Genomic DNA, 24,936 nt, shown 5'->3' with positions numbered 1-24,936 from the left:
GCCGAGGGGAGCACCGTGACGACTTCGGATCCGGAGACCACGACCGACGACGCGACGACGCAGCCGGCCGAGGCCACTGACGCGCCCTGGGGGCGGGTGGACGAGCACGGCGTCGTGTTCGTGCGCGACCGCGACGGCGAGCGGCAGGTCGGTGAGTACCCCGACGCGACGCCGGAGGAGGCGCTCGCCTACTACCAGCGCAAGTTCACCGACCTCGCCGCCCAGGTGACTCTGCTCGAGCAGCGCGCCCATCGCGGCGCCCCGCCCGCCGACGTCGCGAAGGCGGTCAAGCGGCTGTCCGAGGCGCTCGAGGACGCGAACGCCGTCGGCGACCTCGAGGCGCTCCGGCGCCGGGTCGCCGCGCTCGGTGGCACCGTGGAGGACCTGTCGGCGAAGCGCTCCGAGGAGCACAAGGCGGAGGTCGAAGCCGCGCGCGCCGACCGCGTCGCGATCGTCGAGGAGGCGGAGGCGCTCGCAGCCCGCGACCCCGCGACCGTGCAGTGGAAGGCCACGACGCAGGCCATGGACGCGCTCTTCGCCCGCTGGCAGGAGGCGCAGCGCAGCAGCGCGCGCCTCCCGAAGAGCGAGTCGAACGACCTCTGGAAGCGGTTCCGCGACGCGCGCTCGACCATCGACACGCAGCGCCGGGCGTACTTCGCCGAGCTCGACCAGACGCAGGGCGCGGCTCGCGAGGCCAAGGAGCGGCTCGTGCAACGGGCCGAGGCGCTCGCCGGCAGCTCCGGGGACGCGATCGGCGAGTACCGGTCGCTGCTCGACCAGTGGAAGGCCGCCGGGCGTGCCGGCCGGAAGGTCGACGACGCGCTGTGGGCGCGGTTCCGCGCCGCCGGCGACGCGATCTACCAGACGAAGGCCGCCGTGCAGGCGGAGCAGGATGCCGAGCTCGGCGAGAACCTCACCGTGAAGCTCGCGCTGCTCGAGGAGGCCGAACCGCTCCTGAAGGCGACCGACGCCACCGCCGCGAGGAAGACGCTCACCGGCATCCAGCGCCGCTGGGACGCGGCGGGGCGGGTCCCCCGCGACCAGCTCCGGCCCGTCGAGGACCGGCTCCGCCGCATCGAGCAGCACGTGGCCCAGCTCGAGCAGGAGCACTGGCGGCGCACGAACCCGGAGACGAAGGCGCGTTCGGAGGGCCTCGCCGCGCAGCTGAGCTCGGCGATCGAGAAGCTCGAGCGCGAGCTCGAGGAGGCGCAGGCGGCCGGCGACGCGCGGCGGATCAAGGACGCCGAGGACGCCCTGAACGCCCGCCGCATCTGGCTCGACGCGATCGGCTGAGCCGCCCGCTCCTCCCCAGGCCTTCCCGCGGCGACGTTCTCCACAGGTCGCCGGATCGGCCGTCCGCATCGGATGACGGCTGCCACGCTCCCCTGCGTGCGCATGCCATCGGTCCTCGACACGACGTCCTTCGCCCTCGCGGAGCAGTGCGCGATCCGGCTCGACGGCGACGGCTTCGCGCTCGGCGACGGGCTGATCGCGGCCGACGAGCCGGACGGCCCCGTGCAGCGGGCGGCCTCGCTCGCGACCGCCACGGCGCCCTACGACCTCGTGCTCGTCGGCTGGACCGCCGCGTGGGTGCACGGCGCCACCGACCTGCTCCGGCGGCCGCTGCAGCTCGCGACGGAGAGCGACGGCGGATCCCGCTCCAAGGTCGTACCCGTGCGGGAGGTGGCGTTCGGCCCACGTGACGTCGTGCGCATCGGGGGCGTCCGGGTGACGTCGGTCTTCCGGACCGCGGCGGACCTCGCCCGCCTGGAGCCGGCGCTCCGCCGCGAGACGGTCGCCGTGCTCGACGCGCTGATCGCGACGGCCGGCCTCACCTGGCGGCAGGCCGTCGCCGCGCTCGTCGCGACCCCCGTCGCACCGGGCAGGCTCCGAGCGCTGGCGCGCTTCCGCGCGCGCCGGGACGGCGACGAGCCGGTCTGAGCGGACTCAGCCGGCCGACACCCGGTAGACGTCGTAGACGGCCTCGATGCGGCGCACCGCGTTCAGCACGCGGTCGAGGTGCGTGGTGTCGCCCATCTCGAAGACGAAGCGGCTGAGCGCGAGCCGGTCGCTCGACGTCGACACCGTCGCCGAGAGGATGTTCACGTGGTGCTCGGAGAGGACCCGGGTCACGTCCGACAGCAGCCCGGCGCGGTCCAGCGCCTCCACCTGGATCTGCACCAGGAACACGCTCTTCGACGTCGGCGCCCACTCGACGTCGACCATCCGCTCCGGCTGCGCGCCGAGGGAGGTGACGTTGGTGCAGTCGCTGCGGTGCACCGAGACGCCGGAGCCGCGGGTCACGAAGCCCACGATCTCGTCACCCGGCACCGGCGTGCAGCACTTCGCGAGCTTGACGAGGATGTCGGGGGCGCCGCGCACCAGCACGCCGGAGTCGCTGGTGCGCATGACCCGCTGCCGCCCGGTCGTCGGCGACTCGAACTCGGGCTCGTCCGTCTCCTGCGTGCCCTGCACCTGCTGCAGCACCCGCTCGATCACCGACTGCGTGGAGACGTGCCCCTCGCCGATCGCGGCGTACAGCGCCGAGACGTCCTCGTACCGCATCGAGGTCGCGATACCGACGAGCAGCTCCTGGCTCATCAGCTTCTGCAGCGGCAGGTTCTGCTTCCGCATGGCACGGGCGATCGCGTCCTTGCCCTGCTCGATCGCCTCGTCGCGGCGCTCCTTGGTGAACCACTGCCGGATCTTCGCGCGGGCTCTGGGGCTGCGGACGAACTGCAGCCAATCCTTGCTCGGGCCCGAGTCGGGGTTCTTCGAGGTGAAGACCTCGACCACGTCGCCGGACGCGAGGGTGGAGTCGAGCGGGACGAGCCGGCCGTTGACCTTGGCGCCCATGGTGCGGTGGCCGACGTCCGTGTGCACGGCATAGGCGAAGTCGACGGGCGTCGCACCGGCGGGCAGGCCGATGACCTTGCCCTTCGGCGTGAAGACGTAGACCTCCTTCGCGCCGATCTCGAACCGCAGCCCCTCGAGGAACTCCTGCGGATCCGCGGTCTCGCTCTCCCAGTCGGAGAGATGCGCGAGCCACGCCATCTCGTTGTCGCTGCCGGCCCGGTCGGGCGCGCGCCCCGCCTGCAGCTGCTCCTTGTACTTCCAGTGCGCGGCGACGCCGAACTCGGCGCGCTGATGCATCTCGTGCGTGCGGATCTGGATCTCGACCGGCCGCCCCTCGGGGCCCAGCACGGTGGTGTGCAGCGACTGGTACAGGTTGAACTTCGGGGTCGCGATGTAGTCCTTGAAGCGCCCCGGCACCGGCGTCCACCGGGCGTGGATCGCGCCGAGCACGGCGTAGCAGTCCCGCACGCTGTCGACGAGCACCCGGATGCCCATGAGGTCGTAGATCTCGTCGAACTCGCGCCCGCGGACGATCATCTTCTGGTAGATCGAGTAGTACTGCTTCGGCCGGCCCATCACCTTGCCGCGGATCTTCGCGGCCTTCAGGTCCTCGGTGACGGTGTTGATCACCTCGGCGACGAACTCCTCGCGCTGCGGCGTGCGGCGGCGGACGAGCGACTCGATCTCGAGGTACAGCTTCGGGTAGAGGACCGCGAAGGAGAGGTCCTCGAGCTCGAGCTTGATCGCCTGGATGCCGAGGCGGTGCGCGAGCGGCGCGTAGATCTCGAGGGTCTCCTTCGCCTTCCGCTGCGCGCTCTCCGCGGGGACGAAGCCCCAGGTGCGGGCGTTGTGGAGCCGGTCGGCGAGCTTGATGATCAGCACGCGCACGTCCTTCGACATGGCGATGACCATCTTCCGCACGGTCTCCGCCTGCGCGGAGTCGCCGTACTTCAGCTTGTCGAGCTTCGTGACGCCGTCGACGAGCAGCGCGACCTCGTCGCCGAAGTCGGCGCGCAGCTCGTCGAGCGTGTACTCGGTGTCCTCGATCGTGTCGTGCAGCAGCGCGGCCGCGATCCCCCGCGGGCCGATGCCGAGCTCCGCCAGGATCTGCGAGACCGCGAGTGGATGCGTGATGTACGGCTCGCCGCTCTTGCGCAGCTGCCCGTCGTGTGCGCGGTAGGCCGTGGCGTAGGCCCGCTCGATGACCGAGACGTCGGCCTTCGGGTGGTGCCCCTTGACCGTGCGGATGAGCGTCTCCACCGCGCCCTGCGGCTGGGACCGGGAGAAGAGCCGGGGCACGCGACGGCGCAGCGACGCCGTCGTCGGCGGCTGCTCTCGCGTCTCCGTCACTTCTGCCCTCCGGGTCCGCTCACGCTAACACCGGGCATCCGCACGGACTTCCGCGCCGCAGTCGTACGCCGCACGCCGTGGGCGAACGGCCGGGTCAGGCGCGTGCCCGCGCCGTGAGGGCCCGCCGGGTGTTCAGCTTGATCGCCGGTTCCGTCGACCGGAAGTCCACGTAGAGCGGCGCCGCGACGCAGATCGTCGAGTACGTGCCGACGATGATGCCGATGAAGAGCGCCAGCGAGATGTCCCGCAGGGTGCCCGCGCCGAGCAGCAGCGCACCGATGAAGAGGATGCCCGCGATCGGCAGCAGCGCCACGATGGAGGTGTTGATCGACCGCACGAGCGTCTGGTTGATCGCGAGGTTCACCGTCTCGGCGAACGTCCGCGGGCTGTCCGGGGTGAGCCGTTCGGTGTTCTCACGCACCTTGTCGAACACCACGACGGTGTCGTAGAGCGAGTAGCCGAGGATCGTCAGGAACCCGATCACGGCGGCGGGCGTCACCTCGAAGCCGACGATCCCGTAGATCCCCGCGGTGAGGATGAGGTCGTGGGCGAGCGCGATCAGCGCGGCGACGGACATCTTCCAGGTGCGGAAGTAGACGGCCATCACGATGGTGACGAGCACGAGGAACACGATGAGGCCGCGCACCGCCGTGCTGGTGATGTCCGCGCCCCAGGTCGCCCCGATGAAGGACGACGCGACGTCGTTCCGCCCCACGTGGTACGCGTTCGCCAGCGCGGTCGTGATCTGGTCGCTCTGATCGGCGGTCACCTGGGTCGTCTGGACCCGGACGCCGTTCCCGCCGACGATGCTGACCGTGGGCTCCTGGTTCGTCACGACGGAGCGGACCGCGTCCGCGCCGATCTTCGTGTCCGAGACCAGCGCCGACGGCGCTCCGGTGACGGTGTACTGCGAGCCGCCGGTGAACTCGATGCCGAAGTGGTACCCGCCGCGCAGGAACGGCACCACGACGGACACCAGGATCGCGACCGCCGCGATCAGGTAGAAGACGCGCCGGTGGCCGATGAAGTCGATCGAGCGGGCGCCCGAGTAGAGGTCGTTGCCGAAGCGGGTGAAGCTCGCCATCAGTCCCGGTCCTCCCGGATCGTGTCGATCGTGCCCGTGCTGGTGGACGCGCCGAGCTCCGCCGCCTTGCGCTCGGCGATCGTCTGCCGCCGAGCGGCCTCACCGCGGCTGCGCAGCACGGCAGGGCCGGCGAGCGCCGGCTCCCGGAAGCTGCCGCGGCCGCGGTAGACGGCGCCCAGCGCCCGCGGGTCGAGGCCCGAGAAGCGATGGCCGTCGGCGAAGAACGGGCGGCGCGCGACGAGCTGCAGCACCGGGTGCGTGAAGAGGGTGACGGTGACGACGTCGACGAGGGTGGTCAGCCCGAGGGTGAGCGCGAAGCCCCGCACGTCGCCGACCGCCAGGATGTAGAGCACCGCGGCGGCGAGGAAGTTGACCGCATCCGACGCCAGGATCGTGCGGATCGCACGGCGCCAACCGGCCTCGACGGCGCCGACGAGCGCCTTGCCCTCGCGCAGCTCGTCGCGGATGCGCTCGAAGTAGACGATGAACGAGTCGGCGGTGATACCGATCGACACGATGAGGCCGGCCACGCCGGCGAGCGACAGCCGGTAGCCCTCCCGCCAGGAGAGGAAGTCGATGACCAGGTAGGTGAGCAGCCCGGAGATGAGGAGCGACCCGACGGTCACGAACGCGAGGGTGCGGTACTGCAGCACCGAGTACGCCACGACGAGGGCCAGGCCGATGAGACCGGCGAGCAGGCCTGCCAGCAGCTGCGTGGTGCCGAGCGTCGCCGAGATGGTGTCCTGGCTCTGCACGGTGTAGCTGATCGGCAGGGCGCCGAACTTCAGCTGGTCGGCGAGGGCCTTCGCGGAGTCCTGCGTGAAGTTGCCGCTGATCTCCGCCTGGCCGTTGGTGATCGCCTGGTTGACCGCGGGCGCCTCGATCACTTTGCCGTCGAGCTCGATCGCGAACTCGTTCTTCGGCGGGGCGAGCGCGACGAGCCGAGAGGACGTCGTCGCGAACTCCTTCGCACCGGTGCCGTCGAGGGTGAGGTTCACGACCCAGGTCCCGGTCGTCGCCCCCTGCGAGGTGGTCTTCACGCCGCTGTTGGCGTTCGAGATGTGGGTGCCCTCGACCTCGACCGGGCCGAGCAGGTACTTCACGCTGCCGGTGGGGTCGCAGGTGACGAGCGGTTCGGTCGGGTGCTGCAGCGACTGCTTCGCCGCCGTCGTGTCCTGCGCGCAGTCGTAGTGGTCGTACAGGTCCCGCAGGTACGGGGTGACGTACGCCGAGTCGCTGCCGTTCGTCGGCTTGACGCTCGGCTGCGTCGCGAGCGAGGCGGGCGGCGTGTACGGCTTCGCCTTCCCGACGCTCGACGTCGACGCGGCGGAGCTGAGCAGCACGGAGCGGAACACCATCCGCGCGCTCGACTTGACGCTGTTGATCGTCGCCTGGCTCGGCGTGCCGGGCAGCGAGACGATGATGTTCTTGCCGCCGGCGGTGCTGATCTGCGCCTCGCTCACACCGCCCGCGTCGACGCGCTGGCGGATGATCGCGACGGACTGGTTCAGCTGGTCGGCGGTCGGGTTCTGCCCGTTGACCGTCTGCGCCTCGAGGATGATCTGCGTGCCGCCCTGCAGGTCGAGCCCGAGCTTCGGCACGAACGACTGCATCTTCGCGCCGAACGTCGCTCCCGGCGCGAAGAGGACGCCGAGGAAGTTCAGCGCGATCAGCGCCAGCACGATCAGCGCCAGGCCGACGAGCGAACGTCTCGCCTTGACCTGCGGGGTCACTGCTCTCGCCACGGACGCCTTCCCAGTCGGATCGGGGCGGCGCTTCGCGCCGCGTCGCGCGGCACCGGGGTCGGTCTGCTCACGCGCGGATTCCCACCACCTTCTCAGGCGGTGGGCCTGGCAATGCTAACCGCTACTCGGCGCTCCGGCCGGGGACGCCACCCCGGGTGCCGGTCGTGGGGTCCTCGCCGGGCGCCGTCGGGTCCGTGACGGGCTCGATCCGCTGGCCGAACTCGGGCTCGCTGGCCGCGTCGTCGAGCAGCACCGGCTCGCCGTTCAGCTGCGTGGTCGCGGCGTCGTCGGGCGTCGTCACGACACGGCCGACGGCCTGCCGGTGGATCGTCAGCTGCGAACCCGGGCCGGTCTTCAGCACGATCTTGTTCTCGGCCTCGTCGAACGACTCGATGGTGCCGAAGACGCCGAACGTCGTCATGATCTCCGCGCCGGGCTTCAGGCCCTGGTTCAGCGCCGCCGCATCCCGCTGCCGCTTGCGGCTGTTGCGGAACATGAAGACGACGAAGACCACGATGATCAGGCCGAAGAACAGGTACTGGGTGATCTGGGGCGACACGGGAGGGCCTTCCGTCGGCGGGGATCCCGCCTCCGGCCGCGCCGTGCGCGGGGGGCCGTTGGGATCGAAGGACCCGGACGTCAGGAACGGCGCTCGGGATGCGCGCCGATCATACCGGGTCGTCGAACAGGGCCTGCTCCGCCGCGGCGGGTGACCTGCCGGCGTGCCGCCAGGCCGCGGCGGTCGCGACGCGGCCCCGTGGGGTGCGTGCGACGAGCCCGATCCGGACGAGGAACGGCTCGACCACCGACTCGATGGTCTCCGGCTCCTCCCCCACGCTCGCGGCGAGGGTGCTGAGCCCGACGGGTCCGCCGTCGAAGCGGGTGAGGATCGTGTCGAGCACCGCGCGGTCGAGCCGGTCGAGCCCGCGGCCGTCGACGTCGTAGAGCTCGAGCGCCGCGCTGACGGCCGCGTGGTCCACGCCGCCGCCGTGCACGAGGGCGTAGTCGCGCACGCGGCGCAGCAGCCGGTTCGCGATGCGGGGCGTGCCGCGGCTGCGGCCGGCGATCTCGGCGAGGGCGCCGGGGGCGGCGTCGAGGCCGAGCAGGCGGGCGGCGCGGTCGAGCACCTGCTCGAGCTCGCCGGGCTCGTAGAACTCGAGGTTCGCGGTGAAGCCGAACCGGTCGCGGAGCGGGTTCGGCAGCAGGCCCGACCTGGTGGTGGCGCCGACGAGGGTGAACGGCGCGAGGTCGAGCGGGATCGACGTGGCGCCGGCCCCCTTGCCGACCATGATGTCGATGCGGAAGTCCTCCATCGCGAGGTAGAGCATCTCCTCGGCGCTGCGCGCCATCCGGTGGATCTCGTCGATGAAGAGCACCTCGCCAGGGGTCAGCGAGGAGAGCACTGCCGCGAGATCGCCCGCGTGCTGGATCGCGGGGCCGCTGGACATGCGCAGCGGCCGCGCCGACTCCTCGGCGACGATCATCGCGAGGGTGGTCTTGCCGAGTCCGGGCGGGCCGGCGAGCAGGATGTGGTCGGGCGTGCGCTGCTGCAGCGCGGCGGCCTTGAGCAGCACCTCGAGCTGCCGCCGCACGTTCGGCTGGCCGACGAACTCCCGGAGCGACTTCGGCCGCAGCGCCCCTTCGAAGGCGAGCTCCGCCTCGGACTCGGGCGTGGGCTTGACGATGCTCATCGGACCGTCTGGGGGCCGAGCACGGCGAGGGCGGCGCGCAGCAGGACGGCGGTCTGGCGCTCGTCCGGCCGCTCGGCGAGCACGTCGTCGAGCGCGGCCTGCGCGGCGCGCTCCGCGTAGCCGAGGCCCACGAGCGCGACGAGCACGTCGGCGCCGCGCGGCGATGCGACCGGGGCGGCAGGGCGGATGTCCAGCAGCTTGCCCGTGAGCGACAGGACGATCAGCTTCGCGGTCTTCGGCCCGATGCCGGAGACCCGGCGGAAGGCCGCGTCGTCCTCCATGGTGACCGCGGTGGCGATGGCGGCGGGCGGCATGACCGCGAGCACACCCATGGCGGACTTGGGGCCGACGCCGGTGACGCCACGGAGCAGGTCGAAGACGGCGAGCTGCTCGCGGGTCTGGAACCCGAACAGCGAGATGTCGTCCTCGCGCACGACCATCGCCGTGTGCAGCAGCACGACCTCGCCGTGGCGAACCGCGAGCGCGTGCTCCGGCGTGACGGTGACCGCGTAGCCGACGCCCGCCACCTCGACGACGAGCAGCGAGCCCATGGCCTCCAGCACGGTCCCCCGGAGCGATGCGATCACGGCGACCACCGTAGGCGCGGGCGGCGACATCGACGAGCGTGGCGCCCCGGCGAGTCGAAGACGCGTTCGATCCAGTGCACTTGAGCAGACCACGAGCGCTTCATTCCCTCGGACACGGCCGCCACGCGGCTTCGCCGCGCGCCGAAACCGGCCGCGGGGGCCAAGCTCCTGGTGAACGAGGGGTCTGCTCAAGCGCTACTGGCCCGCCGAAGCGCTGCGGGCCTGCCGAAGCGCTCGCTGGGATCAGCGGATGAGCGTCCAGCGCGTGCCGGCCTGGCGCCGCAGCTGCACCTCGAGGATCTCGGCCTGCGTGCCCGCGGCCGTCGCGGCAGCGACGGCGACCGGCCGGGCGGCGGCGTCATCCGCGGCCTCGAACCGCACCGTGGCCTGCCCGCGTCCCTTGGCTACCCCTACGCTCCGCGCCTCGACGACCGCGATCGCGCCCACGGCGTCGGCCGCCTTCGGCAGCACGGCCTGCGCATCCGCTCCGGGATGCACGCGTCCCAACGTCAGCACCACCCGATACGACGGCATGGCGGACCCCCTTCCCCGGCCGACCAGTATCCGTCGGTCGCGCCGTTCCGGAGTTCCTGCGCGACACGCCGGTGATTCGCGCGCGACGCCGGCGTGTCGTCCGGTTTCTCCGGATCGGCGCGATGAGCGGAGGGGTGAGAGACGGCGTCAGCGGCGGGCGGTGCGGGCCTCCGCGTCGCGCCAGGCCTGCTGCGCAGGCGTCAAGGAGCCGACGACCGGCGCCACGGGCCCCGACCGCCACGCGTGGCAGATCGCGATGGCGAGGGCGTCCGCGGCGTCGGCGGGCTTCGGCGGCTCGTCGAGGCCGAGCACGCGCGTCACCATGGCGGTGACCTGCCGCTTGTCGGCGGCGCCGTAGCCGGTGATGGCCGCCTTCACCTCGCTCGGGGTGTGCAGCCCGACCCGCAGCCCGCGCTCAGCCGCGAGATGCAGGGCGATGCCGCTGATCTGGGCGATACCCATCACCGTGCGCACGTTGTGCTGCGCGAAGACGCGCTCGAGCGCGAACGCCTCGGGCCGGTGCTCGTCGAGCAGCGCCGCGATGCCCCGGCCGAGGGCGAGCAGCCGCAGCTCGAGCGCCTGCTCGGGCGGCGTGCGGATCACCTCCACGTGCACGAGGCGCGCGGTGCGGTCGGCAGCGACGTCGACGACGCCCACCCCGCACCGTGTCAGGCCCGGGTCGACGCCGAGCACCCGCACGGGCTACTCCTCGTCGAGGGCGGTGGCGACCCCGTCGGACAGGTCGAAGTTCGCGAACACGTTCTGCACGTCGTCGAGGTCCTCGAGCGCGTCGACGAGCCGGAGCACCTTCTTCGCGAGCTCCACGTCGTCGATCTCGACGCTGAGGCCCGGCACGAACTCGGCGTCCGCCGACTCGTAGTCGACACCGGCGCTCTGCAGCGCCGTGCGTGCCGCGACCAGGTCGCTCGGGTCGGTGACGACCTCGAACTCCTCGCCGTGGTCCGCCACGTCCTCCACCCCGGCGTCGAGCACCGCGGTCAGCACGTCGTCCTCGCTGAGGCCGTCCGTCTTCGCGACGCGGATGACGCCCTTGCGGCTGAAGTTGTAGGCGACGGATCCCGGATCGGCCATGGTGCCGCCGTTCCGGCTCATCGCGGTGCGCACCTCGGCCGCGGCGCGGTTGCGGTTGTCCGTGAGGCACTCGACGAGCAGCGCGACCCCGTTCGGGCCGTAGCCCTCGTACATGATCGTCTGGTAGTCGATCGTCTCGCCGGTGAGGCCCGCCCCGCGCTTGATGGCGCGGTCGATGTTCTCGTTCGGGACCGAGGTCTTCTTCGCCTTCTGCACGGCGTCGACGAGCGTCGGGTTGCCCGAGAGGTCGGCGCCGCCGATCTTCGCCGCGACCTCGATGTTCTTGATCAGCTTCGCGAACGACTTGGCCCGCCGCTGGTCCTTGACCGCCTTCTGATGCTTGGTGGTCGCCCACTTGGAGTGTCCGGACATGTGACCTCCTGTTGTGCCTGCTGCCGAAACGCCGGACCGATGGTACCGGCCCGCGCCGTGGGCGCCGAGGGAACGGCCGTCAGCCGGCGAGTGGCCGGAGACCGGCGTCGGCCAACGCGATACCTGCGAGCCGCTTGACGATGTCCGGATCGCCCCGGCGCCATGCAGCCGCGGCATCCGGCCCGATCGCGGCCAGCGCCCGGGTGGGCCTGCCGGCGAGCGCCCGCAGCGCGAGGAGGTCGACGTCGCCCGAGAGCCGGGCCACGGTACCCCGACGGAGCGCACCGGCGAGGCGCGGACGCACCCAGCCGGCGAGCACGACGAGCACGACCAGCAGCGCGACGGTCCAGCCGGCGATGGCGGCGATCCGCTCCACTCCGTCGCTCCAGCCGGCGCCGGCCGTGGCGAGGGCGGACCCGGCGCCCGCGGCACCGTCGAAGGGGGCGCGGATCCCGCTCCCGATGAGTGGTACCCCGCCGAGCTGCCGGCCGATGTCGCCGAGCGTCGTCGAGAACCCGGTTCCCGAGGCGGCGACGCGGTTCCCGACGTCCTCGAGCGCCGCGATCGCGCCGTGCAGCGCGACCGCGAGGACGATCCCGCCGACGAGCACGACGAGGGCGACCGCGTCTCCGGCGATCTGGAGCGCCCGGGCGCGCGGGAGATCGGAGTAGAGGCGCATCCGGCGATCCTTCCGCCGCCCTCCGGACGGACCCTGTGCCCGCTCAGGCGGCGGCGACGACCGTGTCGAGGAACGCGCGGTGGAAGCGGAGCTCCCCGGTGATCTCGGGGTGGAACGACGTGCCGAGGAGGTTGCCCTGCCTGACTGCGACGACCCGCCCGTCCTCGAGCGCGGCGAGCGGTGTCGCGCGCTCCCCCACCGTCTCCACGACGGGCGCGCGGATGAAGGCGGCGTGCACCGGCGGCCCCTCGAAGCCGTCGACCTCCAGGTCCGTCTCGAAGGAGTCCAGCTGGTTGCCGAAGGCGTTGCGACGCACGGCGACGTCGAGGCCGCCGAGCGTCTGCTGCCCGTCGATCGCGTCGAGCACGCGGTCCGCCAGGAAGATGAGGCCCGCGCAGGTCCCGTACACGGGCAGGCCGTCCGCGATCCGCGCCTTCAGCGGCTCGGCGAGCCCGAAGGCCCGCGACAGCTTGTCCATGACGGTGGACTCCCCGCCGGGGATGATCAGGCCGTCGACCTGGTCGAGCTCGCTCGCGCGCCGGACCGGGACGCCTCTCACGCCGAGCTCGGCGAGCACCGCGAGGTGCTCCCGGAAGTCGCCCTGCAGCGCGAGGACGCCGACGACGGGAGTGGCGGCCGTCACCACCCGCGCTCGGCGAGCCGGTGCGGGGCGGGCACGTCGGCGACGTTGATGCCGACCATCGCCTCGCCGAGCCCCCGCGAGGCCTCCGCGATCACGGCCGGGTCGTCGAAGAAGGTGGTGGCCTTCACGATGGCGGCGGCGCGCTTGGCCGGGTCCCCGGACTTGAAGATGCCGGAGCCGACGAAGACGCCGTCCGCACCGAGCTGCATCATCATCGCGGCGTCCGCCGGGGTGGCGACGCCACCGGCGGTGAAGAGCACGACGGGCAGCTTGCCGGCGGCGGCGACCTCGGCGACGAGCTCGTACGGAGCCTGCAGCTCCTTGGCCGCGACGTAGAGCTCGTCGGGCTTCTTCGAGGCGAGCGCCGCGATCTCGCCGGAGATCTGGCGCATGTGCCGGGTGGCCTCGGAGACGTCGCCGGTGCCGGCCTCGCCCTTGGAGCGGATCATCGCCGCGCCCTCGGTGAGGCGGCGGAGGGCCTCGCCGAGGTTCGTCGCGCCGCAGACGAAGGGCACGGTGAACTGCCACTTGTCGATGTGGTTCGTGTAATCGGCGGGCGACAGGACCTCGGACTCGTCGATGTAGTCGACGCCGAGGGCCTGCAGCACCTGCGCCTCGACGAAGTGGCCGATGCGGGCCTTCGCCATGACGGGGATCGAGACGGCCTCGACGATGCCGGCGATCAGGTCGGGGTCGCTCATCCGGGCCACGCCGCCCTGGGCGCGGATGTCGGCCGGCACGCGCTCGAGCGCCATCACCGCGACGGCGCCGGCGTCCTCGGCGATCTTCGCCTGGTCGGCCGTGACGACGTCCATGATCACGCCGCCCTTCAGCATCTCCGCGAGTCCGCGCTTGACCCGGCTGGTGCCGACCGTGCTGGTGGTGCTGTCCGTCATCTGAGATCCCTGAATCGGTGCCGATGGGCCGTGGCGGATCCGCCGACGGCGATCCTCGAGTCTACTCGCCGCGGCGCCCCCGCCCCGCGCCCCCGTCACGCCCCGACATGCCCTGAGAGGCAGCCTCCCGGCCGGGCGAAGTGAGGTGGGATCAGCGGGGCCAGGCGGCGGCGAGCGAGGCACGGGTGTCGCCGAGCAGCACCGGGAGCGCTTTCGTCTCGGCGATGATCGGGAAGAAGTTCGCGTCGGAGGCCCACCGCGGCACGACGTGCTGGTGCAGGTGGTCGGCGACGCCGGCGCCCGCGACCCGGCCCTGGTTCAGGCCGATGTTGAAGCCGTCGCAGCGCGAGTCCGCGCGCAGCACGCGCATCGCGGTCTGCGTGAGCGCGGCGATCTCGCGCACCTCGTCGTCGGTGGCCTCGTCATACAGCGGCACGTGCCGGTACGGGCAGACGAGCAGGTGCCCGGAGTTGTACGGGAACAGGTTGAGCAGCACGAAGGCGTGCTCGCCGCGGGCCACGATCAGCGCCTCGTCGTCGGGCAGGCTCGGCGCCCGGCAGAACGGGCAGCCCTCGTCCTCGGGCTCGTCGCCCGTGTGGTTCGTCTGGATGTACGCCATGCGGTGCGGCACCCAGAGCCGCTGGTAGGCGTCGGGCACGCCGACGGCGCCGTCGATCCGCGGGACCCCGTCGAACTCGTGGGCGCTGTACGGGCCAGCGTCGGTCACACGGCTCCCGCCGCCGCCGCGCCCGCGCCGCCCGCCGGCTCGAGGTCCGCCTCCGTCGACACCTGGGTGCGGGACGCGATGGCGCCGGTGATGAGGGCGATCGCCTCGTCCACGGGCACGCCGTTGCGGGTCGTGCCGTCGCGGAAGCGGAAGCTGACCGCGCCCGCCGCCCGGTCGTTCTCGCCCGCGATGAGCAGGAACGGCACGTGCTGGACCGTGTGGTTCCGGATCTTCTTCTGCATCCGGTCGTCGGACGTATCGAGGTCTGCGCGCACGCCGGCCGACCGGAGCCGGTCGACCACGGCGCCGAGGTACTCGGCGTACTCCTCGGCGACCGGGATGCCGACGGCCTGCACCGGCGACAGCCAGACGGGGAAGGCGCCCGCGTAGTGCTCGAGCAGGATCGCGAAGAACCGCTCGATCGAGCCGAACAGGGCCCGGTGGATCATGACGGGGCGCTTCCGCTGGCCGTCGCGGTCGGTGTACTCGAGGTCGAAGCGCTCCGGCAGGTTCACGTCCACCTGCACCGTCGACAGCTGCCATACACGACCGATCGCGTCCCGGGTCTTGAGGTCGATCTTCGGCCCGTAGAAGGCGGCCTCGCCGGGCATCTCGGTCAGCTTCAGCCCGCTCGCGGCCCCGACGTTGCGCAGCGCGTTCGTCGAGTACTCCCAGAACTCGTCCGACCCGATCCACTTCGACTTCTCGTCGTCGCGGAGCGACAGCTCGAGCTCGAAGTCGTCAAGGCCGAAGTCGCGCAGCATCGAGATGACGAACTGGAGGACCTTCGTCGCCTCGTCCTCGAGCTGCTCGGTGGTGACGAAGAGGTGCGAGTCGTCCTGGGTGAAGCCGCGCACGCGGGTGAGCCCGTGCAGTGCGCCGGAGAGCTCGTTGCGGTAGACGGTGCCGTTCTCCGCGAGCCGCATCGGCAGGTCGCGGTAGCTGTGGCCCCGCGCCTTGTAGACGAGGATGTGCATCGGGCAGTTCATCGGCTTCAGGTAGTAGTCGGTGCCCTGCTTGACGACCTCGCCCGCGGCGTCGATCTCCTCGTCCATCCGGATGGGCGGGAACATGCCCTCGCGGTAGGTGACGAGGTGGTTCGACTGGAGGAACAGGTCCTCCTTCGCGATGTGCGGCGTGTAAACGTAGGTGTAGCCCGCCTCGACGTGCCGGCGGCGCGCGTGCTGCTCCATCTCCTGGCGGATGACGCCGCCCTTCGGATGGAAGACGGCGAGGCCGGAGCCGATCTCGTCGGGGAAGCTGAACAGGTCGAGCTCCGCGCCGAGCTTGCGGTGGTCGCGCTTCGCGGCCTCCTCGAGACGGCGCTGGTGGTCGCGCAGCTCGTCCTTGCTGGGCCACGCCGTGCCGTAGATGCGCTGCAGCTGCGCGTTCTTCTCCGAGCCCCGCCAGTACGCGGCGGCCACGCGGTCGAGGGCCCAACCGTTGCGGAGCAGGCCGGTGTTCGGCAGGTGCGGGCCGCGGCAGAGGTCCTGCCAGATCGTCTCGCCGGTGGTGCGGTCCACGTTCGCGTACACGGTGAGCTCGCCGGCGCCGACCTCGACGGACTCGTCGCCGCCGGTCGCGCCGCCCTTCAGGCCGATCAGCTCGAGCTTGTACGGCTCGTCGGCGAACAGCTCGCGGGCCTCGTCCTCGGTGACGGGCCGGCGGACGAACCGCTGGCCGGCGCGCTGGATGCGCTCCATCTCCTTGCTGAGGCGCTTCAGGTCCTCGGGGGTGAACGGCTGCTCGACGCCGAAGTCGTAGTAGAAGCCGTCGGCGATGGGCGGTCCGATGCCGAGCCTCGCCTCCGGGTTCACGGTCTGCACGGCCTGCGCGAGCACGTGCGCGGTGGAGTGCCGGAGGATCGAGAGCCCGTCGGGCGAGCCGATCGGCACGGGCTCGACCTGGGCGTCGGCGGGCAGCGGCCGGTCGAGGTCCCAGAGGGCGCCGTCGACGCGGACGGCGATGACCTCGCGGTCCTCACCGAAGAGCGTGCGGCCCGTCGTCGCCGCCGGTCCCTGTTCGACCGGTGCGGCGGAGGGTGCGGAGTCGCTCAACGGGGTCCCTTTCGACGGGTCGGGAGGTCCGTCCACTGTATCGGCGCGACCCGCGGCGCCCTGCCGCGGACGACCGGTCCGGGCCCCGCCGACGGCAGGCCCGGGCGACGGGCGGAGCGCTCAGCGCCGGCGCATGCGGTCGCGCAGCCGGCGTCGCGGCGGGGCTTCAGGAGGGGTGGGCGGTCCGGGCGGATCCGTCGGGGCGCCGGCATGCGGGGTCTCCGGTGGCGCCTGTACATCCGCCTCCGCCTCGCGCCGCCGCTCCTCCGCGAGCGCCGGCAGGTCGACGGCGGCGACCAGGCTGAGCCGCTCCTCGAGCACCGCGCGGTCCTCCTCGGGCGCCGACCTCGCCCGCGACAGCATCGCGGTGATGGCCGAGCGCATCTCCAGGAACGCGTCGTCGCGGGCCGATGCCAGCAGCGCCGTCACCCGTGCGTCGTCGTTCTCCCACCGCACGAGCCGCCCGGCGAGCGCCGTGTACACGCGACGTCGACGCTCGAGGTTGTCCGCGTCGCGGTGCCGGTAGTCGTGCTCGTGCCGGGCGAGGCCGCGGGTCCGTGCCGCCGAGTCCCGCTCCCCGGCCATCCGCCGCGCGGACGTCTCCGCCTCGACGCGCAGCCGGCCGAGGGCCAGGCGGACCTCGTCCAGCCACGCCTCCGCGCGCGCGGCACCGGATCCGGCCATCGTGTCGACGATGATCCGGTTCTTGAGCCGCATCCGGATCGCGTACTCCGCGAGCAGCAGGCCCTCGTCGGCCTCGGCGTCGATCGCGGCCTTCTCGGGCGGGCGGCGCGCCGCGTGGTCGTCGTCGTACAAGTGGGCGATCGACTCCTGTCCCATCCGTCCTTCCCCCGAGCCGTGCCGATCCTCCCCCGCCCGCCTCGGTGTCAGCCGTCCGACCCCACCCGGCGGTCGAAGGGGATGCGCGCCTCGGCGAAGGAGGTCTTGGCCGACACGAGGTGGTCGGTCATCAGGTAGACGGCCAGCCAGCGGCCGTAGCGGATCGCGCGGTCCGTGAGCGCCTCGTCGCCGCCGTATCGGCGCACGACGTCCTCGAGGAAGGGCCGGCCGTAGTCGATCAGCTCGGCGAAGTCGATGGCCGGGTCGCCGACGGCCAGGTCGCTGAAGTCGATGAGCCCGAGGCGGCCGGTGGCGGGGTCGTGCAGCAGGTGGTCCTCGTAGACGTCGCCGTGCACGAGCACGGGCGGCGGGGACTCGGCGAGCAGGGCGGGCACGTCGTCGAGGACCTCGTCCACCAGGCGCAGCTCGACCGGCCCCAGCAGCGCCGGGAGCCCGGACGCCGCCAGCCGGCGCACCTCGACGTGCTCCTCCGGCACCGTCCAGGACGGCGTGCCCGGCGGCAGGACGGAGGGGTCCAGCCCGTGCAGCGCGGAGAGGAGCCCGGCGAGGGCGTCGGCGACCTCGTCGCGGTCGGGCGCCGACAAGGCGAGGAGCCGTGCGGGGGTGAGCTGCTCGCCGGGGACGAAGTCGTGCACCGAGAAGCGCCGGTCGGGGTCGATCGCGCGGACGCGGGGCAGCGCCACCCGGCTGCGGCCGGCGAGGCGGTCGATCACCACGCGCTCGGCGTCGAGCATCCGCCGGTAGTGCTCCTCGTTGGGGAAGCGGACCGTGAGGCGGTCGTCGAGCAGCAGCACCTCGTGGTCCCAGCCGGCGTCGACGTAGCGGAGGGACGACCAGCGGAGCTCCGGCATCGCCTCGCTGAGCAGCCGGACCGCGCCCTCCTCGCCGAGGGGCGGATCCTTCGGCCCGTCGTCCCCCATCCGGCGAGCGTATCGACGGACTGTCGGGCAGGATCGCCCCATGGTCCTCACGACGGTCGGCTACATCGCCTCCGCGGCGGTCGCGCTCGTCGCGATCTCGTTCCTCCAGCGCGAGCGCGCCCGGGCACGTGAGGAGCGGCGGCCCCAGAACGCCCGGCTGCGCCGGGTGTGGATCGCCGTCATGTTCGTCGGGCTGGCCGCGCTGCTGTACTTCACGCTGCAGCGCTGAGCGTCGCCGCCGCCCCGCAACGACCGCGAGGCGGGCGGTCGACGTCGCCGTCGGCCGCCCGCCTCGTCGGCAGTCCTGCTAGTGCAGCTGCACCTTCCAGTCCCCGCGCCCGTGTGTGCCGGCGACCACGGCGCCGGTCGGCGTCACGGTCAGGTCCCACACGGTGACGTTCGGCAGGCCGGTGCCGAGTCGGGCCCAGCGGGCGCCGTAAGGGCTCGTCCTGCCGACGAACGCCCCGACCTCGGTGCCGACCACGAGCTTCTGCCCGGCGAGCGCCACCTTGTAGACCGGCGCGTCGGGCAGGTTCCCGCTGTCGTCGGTCCAGGTGCGGCCGCCGTTGCGTGACTCGAACACGTGGCCGTAGCCGGCGTTCGGGATCCAGCGCCGGCTGTAGGAGCCGATGCTGATGATGACGTGCGCCGCGTCCTTCGGGTCGACGGCCACCGAGGTGATGTAGCGGCTCGGCACACCGGCCAGGGACAGCTCGTGCCAGGCGCCGCCGTAGTTGGTCGCGAGGCCGCGCTGGAAGCTGCCCGGGTTGCAGCTGCCGCACCAGGCGGCATAGGTCGTTGCGCCGTTGTCCGCGAGCGCCGTGACCTGGTGGCCGGCCCCCGTGTCGTAGACCTTCTTCCAGTCGCAGCCGGACGCGCCGTCGCAGACGGTGCTCCAGCCGGCCGTGTCGTCCCAGACGTACTGGCCGCCCGCGACCCAGTGGGTCGGGTCCTTCACGTCCTGCTCGATCGGGGCGATGAACCGGGGGTTCGGGTCGCAGACCGCCGGCGGGTTGGTCGCGGTGAGGCAGGACGGCGAGATCTCGCGGAGATCGTTCGTCGCCCCGTCCGTCGTCACGTACATGTCGAGGTTGGTGTACTCCTCGACGGCCCTGTTGCCGTTCGCCGGATCGACGATCGTGTCCCCGCCGTCACCCGTGAACGCCTGCTGGACGTCCGGCGAGGTGGTGGTGGTGTACGACTCGCCGTTGTCCTGCAGGCCACCCCAGTAGGCGAGGCCGCCTGCGACCTTGCCCACCGCGATCGAGTAGTTCTGCGTGGTGTGCAGCGTCGCGTTCAGGTTGGTCCAGCTGCCGCGCACGTGCACGTTCAGCGGCCGCTTCCAGGCGCCGCCGTCGTTGCCGGCCCACAGCCTGCCGGCGAAGATCATCGCGGCGTGCTGGTCGGGATGCGTGGTCTGCGGGCAGTTGTACGGCGTGGTGCCGTCGACGTCGCAGGAGATGCCGACGTTCCAGTACGGACCGACCGTGTTCCAGGTCGCGCCGCCGTCCGTCGACTCGAAGACCTCCTCGAGGCCGAGGTAGAGGTGGTTCGGGTTCGTCGGGTCGGCGAGGACGTACTGGTTGTAGTCCGCCTGCACGCCGGGGAAGTAGCCGCTCGTCGAGTCACCGAGCGCCGAGCCGGACGCCGCGAGCTTGTCGACGTCGGCGATGCGGGTCCAGGGACCGCGCGGGTCGCCGGATGGGCTCACGTAGACGCCCTGGCCCCGGAGGTCGCCGGTCGCGGTGCTCTCCACCACGGCGTAGAGCCTGTGCCCGGAGCTGCTGAAGCTCGTGCGCCCGATCGTGGTGGGGTCGATGTCGCCCTTCGGCGTGATCCGGTGGAAGCTGCCGGCGGACCCGGTGCCCACGTAGAAGCCGTTGGCCTCGTCGGCAGGCGGGGTCGTGTAGCCGGCCCAGCCGACGACGCCGAGGATCAGGTGGCCGCCGGTGCCGGGCACCGCGATCACGTCGGTCACCGCCGACGAGGGCGGGTAGGTCTTCGGGCCGGCGGGCTGCAGCACCGCCTGCCATGCCCGACCCGAGGTCGAGCCGGCCGGGCGACGGTAGAGGCCCTTGGTCGTCGCGACGTAGACGTAGCCGCCGATCCAGACGATGCGGTAGGAGCCGGCGCCGTAGAGCTCCGGGCCGCCGACCTGCTTCCAGGTGGACGCGCCGCGGGCGAGACGGTAGACGCCGACGCCGTACTGGCTCTCCGACGAGTTGTTGCCCTCGCCGGTGGCGACCCAGACCGAGCCGTCGCGCGGGTCCGTGGCGAGCGCCCCGACCGAGAGCCGCGGGAGACCGTCGTTGACGGGCGTGAAGTGGGCGCCGCCGTCGGAGGAGCGCCAGACGCCACCGCTCGCGGAGCCCGCGAACACGACGGAGCCGGAGTGCGTGAGCGAGGTGAGCCGCCCGCTGACGTCGCCCCAGCCGGTGCCGTAGTTCGCCCCGCGCGGGATCGGGTCGTTCACGAAGGGCTTGGCGGTCACCTCGTACCAGTGGCCGCCGGCGGTCGGCAGCGAGGAAGCGGCGTGCTGCGCCGCGACGAGCCCCGCGGCGGGCGCCTGGAAAGCAGGGGCCGCGGTGATCGACTGCTGGAACTCGCCGCGCAGCTGCACCGACCGAGCCTCGCCGGCGTCGACGCCGCTGCCGCTTCCGGTGTCGGCGAAGGCCTTCACCCCGCTGCCGCTGGTGGCGCTGCCCTTCAGGAGGAACGACTTCGCAGACGGCTTGACGGGGTGCGTGGCCGCACTCGCGCCGGAGACGCCGGCGACGGAGAGCGCGCACGCGGTCAGCGCGCCGAGCAGCATCAGCCGGCTGGATCGCCTCCCCCGTCGACTCGTCGGTGGGGATGCGGGCACGGCTGATCGACCTCGACGCACGGTGGCTCCATGGGGGTAGCGCGCACGGCGACGTCACCACGGCGCCGTGCATGGGTATTGGGTATCCGGAGCATATGCATCGCATAAGTGCCCTGTACAGGGGACATCTCGACGGATGAGCGATCCGCGCTGATCCCCGCAGGCTGCTCGGAACGACGACCCGAGCCGGTCGCCGGAAGGACCGGCGGGGATCCCCGCGTCACCCTGCCGCCGGCGGGGACCCCTGGGCTACCCGAACTCGCGCTCCCGCTCGGCGAGGATCATCCGGCCCGCCGCCTCCACGAGGGCGAGGTGGGAGAAGGCCTGCGGGAAGTTGCCGAGGTGGAACCCGCTGCCGACGTCGTACTCCTCGGCGTAGAGCCCGAGTGGTGAGGCGATCCGCAGCAGCCGCTCGAACAGGCTCCTGGCGCGGTCCTCCTCCCCCACGATCACGAGGGCCGACACGAGCCAGAACGAGCAGATGAGGAAGCTGCCCTCCTTGCCCGACAACCCGTCGTCCGTCTCGTCCACCCGGTAGCGGAGCACGAACCCGTCCTCGGTGAGGTCGTCCGCGATCGCCATCACCGTGGCATGCAGGCGTTCGTCGCTGCCCGGCAGGAAGCCGAGGATCGCGGCGAGCAGGTTCGACGCGTCGAGCGTGCCGGCGGCCGCCTCGTAGTGCTGCTTCAGCACCCCGCGCTCGTCGAGGCCGTGCTCGAGGATGTCGGCCTTGATCTCATCGGCCGCAGCGCCCCACTCGTCGCGGAGCTCCGGGTCGCCGTTGATGGCTGCGAGCTGTGAAGCCCGGTCGAGCGCGACCCAGCACATGAGCTTCGACGACACGTAGTGCTTCGGGTCCCCCCGCGCCTCCCAGATGCCCTGGTCCGGCTCGCGCCACACCTTGAGCGCGCAGGCCGCCTGGTTGAGGACGATCGGCCAGAGCCGGCTCGGCAGCCGCTGGCTGCGCCTGCTCTGCAGCAGCAGCGAGTCGAGCACGGCGCCGTACACGTCGTTCTGATGCTGGTCGTATGCACCGTTCCCGACCCGGACCGGACGCGCGTTCGCGTACCCGCTCATGTGGTCGAGCGTGGACTCGCTCAGGTCGCGCCGACCGTCGATCCCGTACATGATCTGCAGCCCGCCGTCCGGGTTCGGCTCCAGGTCGGCCACGAACTGCACGTAGTCGTTCGCCTCCCAGTCGAGGTTGAGCCAGTGCAGCGCGCGCAGGGTGAAGGTGGAGTCGCGGATCCAGCTGTAGCGGTAGTCCCAGTTCCGCTCCCCCTGGGGCGTCTCCGGGAGCGAGGTGGTCAGCGCGGCGACGGTCGCCCCGGTCGGCAGGTAGGTCATTGCCTTGATCGCGAGCGCGGAGCGCTGGATCGCGGCGCTCCAGCGGTGATCGGGGATGCGCGCACGGCCCAGCCAGTCCCGCCAGAAGCGGGTCGTCCGCTCGATCGCCGCGACCGCGTCCTCGTCGGACGCAGGGCCTACGAGGTCCGCCGCCCAGGACAGGGAGCAGAACATCGTCTCCCCGGCGTGCAGCACCCGCCGGGCGCGCACCCGGTTCCCCTCGATGCCCATCGGGAAGTCCGTCCGCAGGCGCAGCGTGAGCCGCGGGCTCACGGCGTCGGCGACGAGCCCGTCGTCGTCGCTGATGGTCCAGCCCGGAGTGACGGTGCCGTACTCGAACGCCGGCTCGCAGACCAGCTCGATCTCGACCTCGCCCTCGATGCCGGTGACCGTGCGGACCAGCACGTGCTCCGTGTCGTCGTCCGAGGGCGGACGGGTATGCGGAGTCACGGCGTCGGAGCCGCGCGACGGACCGATCACGAGGGCGTCCTTCACGACGGCCCAGCCCCTCGGCGTGCGCCACGTGGTCGTCATCACGTTCGTGCCGGGCTCGTAGTGCCGGTCGGTCGGCGCGCTGGTCCCGAAGGGCCCGAGGCGGAAGGTGCCGGCCTCCTTGTCGAGCAGACTGCCGAAGACCGCCGGCGAGTCGAAGGAGGGCACGCAGAGCCAGTCGACGGATCCGTCGGGCGCGACGAGAGCACCCGTGTGGCAGTCTGACAGGAACGCGTAGTCGGCGATCGGCGGGAAGGCGGACGGCCCCGCCACGGTCGCGGGACGTTCGAAGGCGGTGGGCGCCGCTCCGGCCTTCGGTTCGGTGAGCGTGGTCACGGCGATACCCCTTCCGGCGGTGGACGCTCGCAGCCCATCACGCCACCCGGGTGCGGGCACCACCCGTGCCGGGTGAGGTGGGCCGTGGTGCAGCGCGGACCCGCACCGCTGCCCTAGCTCGTGAAGTGGAGCGACCGGAGCATCGCACCGTAGAGCGCGAGGTCGGCCGCGGAGATGCTGGACTCGTACGGCAGGAACTCCGCGACGTACCCCCGCGTGCCGTGCACGACGGCGAGATACATGTGGATCTCGTCGTCGCACTTCGACATCCAGGTCAAGGCCCGCTCGCCTCCGAACGTGGTCGTCCTCGTGGGACGGAGGGGACGGAGGTCGGCGCAGTCGAAATCATGGGCGCGGACCATGGCACGCTGCCAGGCCGCCAGCGTCGTTCCCATCACCACGGGCGCAGCGCCGACCGCGAACAGGCGATTGCCCGTCGAGTCGGTGAAGTCGGCGAAGGCGGTGGAGCTCATCCCCGGCAGCTGCACACCGTCCCACGAGTCGTACGGCGCCGCGTCCACCCCGGTCCAGTCCTCGGGAAGGGTGAGTCGGAAGTCGTACACCGTCGAGACGAACTCATGCGCCCTCGGCGCCGCCAGCGCCGCGGTCGGCCGAGGCTCGGTGGTCACCCTCGGCCCGGGGGAGGTGCAGGCCGCCGTGAGCAGCACGCCCGAGACGAGCGCGAGCGTGAGCAAGAAGCGGTGGCGGATCCGACGCATGTGCGTCTCCTTTGCCCTTAGTCGGTGAAGTGGAAGGACCGGCGTATGGGGTCGAAGGCCGCCAGATCGGTGGCGTCCATGCGGGACTGGAGGGGCACGAAGATGGCGACGTAGCCACGCGTCCCGTGCTCGACGGCGAGGTCCACCACCTGATCGGGGCACGCCACGGTCCAGCTCAGGGCGCGCTCGCCCCCGAGGGTCGTCGTCGTCGTGGAGGGATCCATGACGCAGCTGCCCGTCTCGTTGCGGAAGATGCTGGCCTGCCACGCTGCGAGCGTCGTACCCCTCGGCAGCTGGGCAGCGCCGAAGGTGATCACGCGGCCACCCGTCGAATCCGTGAAGTCGGCGAAGGCGGGTGAGTCGACCCCGAGCAGCAGACCGCCGTCCCACGAGACCTGAGCGTCGGCCCCTGTCCAGTCCTTGGGCAGGGTCAGCCGGAAGCCGTGCCGCTTCGAGACGAACTCGTGTGCTGCGGCCGTAGTCACGGTGGGGGCCGGTCGGGGATACCTGCTCACCCTCGGCGCGGGCGATGTGCAGGCCGTGAGCAGCACGACCGAGACGAGCCCGAGCGTGAGCCACAGGCGCCGGCGAATACGACGCATGAGCGTCTCCTCTCCGACATCGTGGTCGGAAGAGGCGGACCGTACCGCTCGGAACAGGGACGCACAACAGCCCCAGGGAATGAGGTGGACCGGACCCCGCACCCCTCAGGAGCAGGATCTGAAGCGCTGCGGGCCCGGACGAGGAGGACCCATACCCGGGGAGCCGTGGTGCAGAGCCGACGGACGGGACGTCGTCAGCCGCCGGCGAGGACCGGCACGCGGGCCGCCCACACGGCTGAGAGACGAGGAACCCCCGGTCAGGCCGGGGGTTCGTGTGGTGGGCGATACTGGGATCGAACCAGTGACCTCTTCCGTGTCAGGGAAGCGCGCTACCGCTGCGCCAATCGCCCGGATCCGTATCGGCTCACGCCGGGGTCCGGATGGAGGTGGGGACGGGATTCGAACCCGCGTACACGGCTTTGCAGGCCGTTGCCTCGCCTCTCGGCCACCCCACCACGGAGGAGAACCTTGTGGCCGGGATCG

23 protein-coding genes and 2 tRNA genes are annotated in these 24,936 nt (G+C 72.0%); 3 read left to right on the top strand and 22 right to left on the bottom strand.

What is annotated here, in order from left to right; translation table 11 throughout:
* The first annotated feature begins 15 nt into the window (after window positions 1-15).
* Both VIG76_RS01040 and VIG76_RS01035 read left to right on the top strand, forming a co-directional pair.
* The gene (locus tag VIG76_RS01040) at window positions 16-1,293 is read left to right on the top strand and encodes a DUF349 domain-containing protein (protein WP_414640589.1); all 1,278 of its coding nucleotides are present in this window, start codon (window positions 16-18) and stop codon (window positions 1,291-1,293) included.
* 102 nt (window positions 1,294-1,395) lie between these two features.
* Window positions 1,396-1,941 (top strand): hypothetical protein, encoded by a 546-nt coding sequence (locus VIG76_RS01035; protein WP_331950115.1) that lies wholly within the window; start codon window positions 1,396-1,398, stop codon window positions 1,939-1,941.
* 6 nt (window positions 1,942-1,947) lie between these two features.
* On the opposite strand, the gene VIG76_RS01030 is transcribed toward VIG76_RS01035, so the two are convergent.
* From VIG76_RS01030 to VIG76_RS00955, 16 genes are all read right to left on the bottom strand, one after another.
* Entirely contained in the window at window positions 1,948-4,206 is a 2,259-nt protein-coding gene (locus VIG76_RS01030) for a RelA/SpoT family protein (RefSeq protein ID WP_331950113.1), read from the bottom strand.
* 94 nt (window positions 4,207-4,300) lie between these two features.
* Window positions 4,301-5,290, bottom strand: a complete 990-nt coding sequence (secF, locus tag VIG76_RS01025) for a protein translocase subunit SecF (RefSeq protein ID WP_331950111.1) — start codon at window positions 5,288-5,290, stop codon at window positions 4,301-4,303.
* Window positions 5,290-7,035: a protein translocase subunit SecD gene (gene secD, locus VIG76_RS01020; RefSeq protein WP_331950109.1), complete on the bottom strand. Its 1,746-nt coding sequence runs from the start codon at window positions 7,033-7,035 to the stop codon at window positions 5,290-5,292. Before secD ends, secF begins: the two co-directional genes overlap by 1 nt.
* Window positions 7,036-7,156: 121 nt before the next feature.
* The gene (gene yajC, locus VIG76_RS01015) at window positions 7,157-7,594 is read right to left on the bottom strand and encodes a preprotein translocase subunit YajC (RefSeq protein ID WP_331950107.1); all 438 of its coding nucleotides are present in this window, start codon (window positions 7,592-7,594) and stop codon (window positions 7,157-7,159) included.
* A gap of 109 nt (window positions 7,595-7,703) precedes the next feature.
* Window positions 7,704-8,726 carry a Holliday junction branch migration DNA helicase RuvB gene (gene ruvB, locus VIG76_RS01010; protein WP_331950105.1) on the bottom strand — a complete coding sequence of 341 codons (1,023 nt, stop codon included), beginning with the start codon at window positions 8,724-8,726 and terminating at the stop codon, window positions 7,704-7,706.
* Window positions 8,723-9,313 (bottom strand): Holliday junction branch migration protein RuvA, encoded by a 591-nt coding sequence (ruvA, locus tag VIG76_RS01005; RefSeq protein ID WP_331950102.1) that lies wholly within the window; start codon window positions 9,311-9,313, stop codon window positions 8,723-8,725. The genes ruvB and ruvA overlap by 4 nt, the downstream gene beginning before the upstream one ends.
* A gap of 243 nt (window positions 9,314-9,556) precedes the next feature.
* Entirely contained in the window at window positions 9,557-9,847 is a 291-nt protein-coding gene (locus tag VIG76_RS01000; protein ID WP_331950100.1) for a hypothetical protein, read from the bottom strand.
* Between the two features lie 147 nt (window positions 9,848-9,994).
* The gene (ruvC, locus tag VIG76_RS00995) at window positions 9,995-10,540 is read right to left on the bottom strand and encodes a crossover junction endodeoxyribonuclease RuvC (protein ID WP_414640594.1); all 546 of its coding nucleotides are present in this window, start codon (window positions 10,538-10,540) and stop codon (window positions 9,995-9,997) included.
* A gap of 9 nt (window positions 10,541-10,549) precedes the next feature.
* Window positions 10,550-11,311 (bottom strand): YebC/PmpR family DNA-binding transcriptional regulator, encoded by a 762-nt coding sequence (locus VIG76_RS00990; protein WP_331950095.1) that lies wholly within the window; start codon window positions 11,309-11,311, stop codon window positions 10,550-10,552.
* Window positions 11,312-11,390: 79 nt separating this feature from the next.
* Window positions 11,391-11,990 (bottom strand): hypothetical protein, encoded by a 600-nt coding sequence (locus VIG76_RS00985; RefSeq protein ID WP_331950093.1) that lies wholly within the window; start codon window positions 11,988-11,990, stop codon window positions 11,391-11,393.
* A 43-nt stretch (window positions 11,991-12,033) separates the two neighbouring features.
* Window positions 12,034-12,633, bottom strand: a complete 600-nt coding sequence (gene pdxT / locus VIG76_RS00980; RefSeq protein WP_331950091.1) for a pyridoxal 5'-phosphate synthase glutaminase subunit PdxT — start codon at window positions 12,631-12,633, stop codon at window positions 12,034-12,036.
* On the bottom strand, window positions 12,630-13,529 hold the full coding sequence (gene pdxS, locus VIG76_RS00975; protein WP_331950089.1) for a pyridoxal 5'-phosphate synthase lyase subunit PdxS: 900 nt from the start codon (window positions 13,527-13,529) through the stop codon (window positions 12,630-12,632). Before pdxS ends, pdxT begins: the two co-directional genes overlap by 4 nt.
* Window positions 13,530-13,680: 151 nt before the next feature.
* Window positions 13,681-14,205 carry an HIT family protein gene (locus VIG76_RS00970; RefSeq protein WP_331950291.1) on the bottom strand — a complete coding sequence of 175 codons (525 nt, stop codon included), beginning with the start codon at window positions 14,203-14,205 and terminating at the stop codon, window positions 13,681-13,683.
* 47 nt (window positions 14,206-14,252) lie between these two features.
* On the bottom strand, window positions 14,253-16,313 hold the full coding sequence (gene thrS / locus VIG76_RS00965) for a threonine--tRNA ligase (RefSeq protein WP_414640588.1): 2,061 nt from the start codon (window positions 16,311-16,313) through the stop codon (window positions 14,253-14,255).
* 120 nt (window positions 16,314-16,433) lie between these two features.
* On the bottom strand, window positions 16,434-17,153 hold the full coding sequence (locus VIG76_RS00960; RefSeq protein ID WP_331950087.1) for a hypothetical protein: 720 nt from the start codon (window positions 17,151-17,153) through the stop codon (window positions 16,434-16,436).
* 47 nt (window positions 17,154-17,200) lie between these two features.
* Window positions 17,201-18,094, bottom strand: a complete 894-nt coding sequence (locus tag VIG76_RS00955; protein WP_331950085.1) for a phosphotransferase family protein — start codon at window positions 18,092-18,094, stop codon at window positions 17,201-17,203.
* Between the two features lie 40 nt (window positions 18,095-18,134).
* Between VIG76_RS00955 and VIG76_RS00950 the strand changes: the two genes are divergently transcribed.
* Window positions 18,135-18,323, top strand: coding sequence for a hypothetical protein (locus VIG76_RS00950; RefSeq protein ID WP_331950083.1), 189 nt, complete (start codon window positions 18,135-18,137; stop codon window positions 18,321-18,323).
* Between the two features lie 78 nt (window positions 18,324-18,401).
* On the opposite strand, the gene VIG76_RS00945 is transcribed toward VIG76_RS00950, so the two are convergent.
* The 6 genes from VIG76_RS00945 to VIG76_RS00920 form a co-directional block, all read right to left on the bottom strand.
* Window positions 18,402-20,906, bottom strand: coding sequence for a WD40/YVTN/BNR-like repeat-containing protein (locus tag VIG76_RS00945; protein WP_331950081.1), 2,505 nt, complete (start codon window positions 20,904-20,906; stop codon window positions 18,402-18,404).
* Window positions 20,907-21,206: 300 nt separating this feature from the next.
* Window positions 21,207-23,132 (bottom strand): glycoside hydrolase family 15 protein, encoded by a 1,926-nt coding sequence (locus tag VIG76_RS00940; protein ID WP_331950079.1) that lies wholly within the window; start codon window positions 23,130-23,132, stop codon window positions 21,207-21,209.
* Window positions 23,133-23,245: 113 nt separating this feature from the next.
* The gene (locus tag VIG76_RS00935) at window positions 23,246-23,851 is read right to left on the bottom strand and encodes a hypothetical protein (RefSeq protein WP_331950077.1); all 606 of its coding nucleotides are present in this window, start codon (window positions 23,849-23,851) and stop codon (window positions 23,246-23,248) included.
* A 17-nt stretch (window positions 23,852-23,868) separates the two neighbouring features.
* Complete coding sequence (locus VIG76_RS00930; RefSeq protein ID WP_331950075.1) at window positions 23,869-24,453, bottom strand: hypothetical protein; 585 nt, start codon at window positions 24,451-24,453, stop codon at window positions 23,869-23,871.
* 275 nt (window positions 24,454-24,728) lie between these two features.
* A tRNA-Val gene (locus tag VIG76_RS00925) sits at window positions 24,729-24,803 on the bottom strand.
* A gap of 31 nt (window positions 24,804-24,834) precedes the next feature.
* A tRNA-Cys gene (locus VIG76_RS00920) sits at window positions 24,835-24,908 on the bottom strand.
* Between the last annotated feature and the right edge of the window lie 28 nt (window positions 24,909-24,936).

Source organism: Amnibacterium sp. (assembly GCF_036559085.1).
Taxonomy (GTDB): Bacteria; Actinomycetota; Actinomycetes; order Actinomycetales; family Microbacteriaceae; genus Amnibacterium.
The sequence above is the reverse complement of the archived record's forward strand: the minus strand, read 5'-3'. Positions and strand labels throughout refer to the sequence as shown.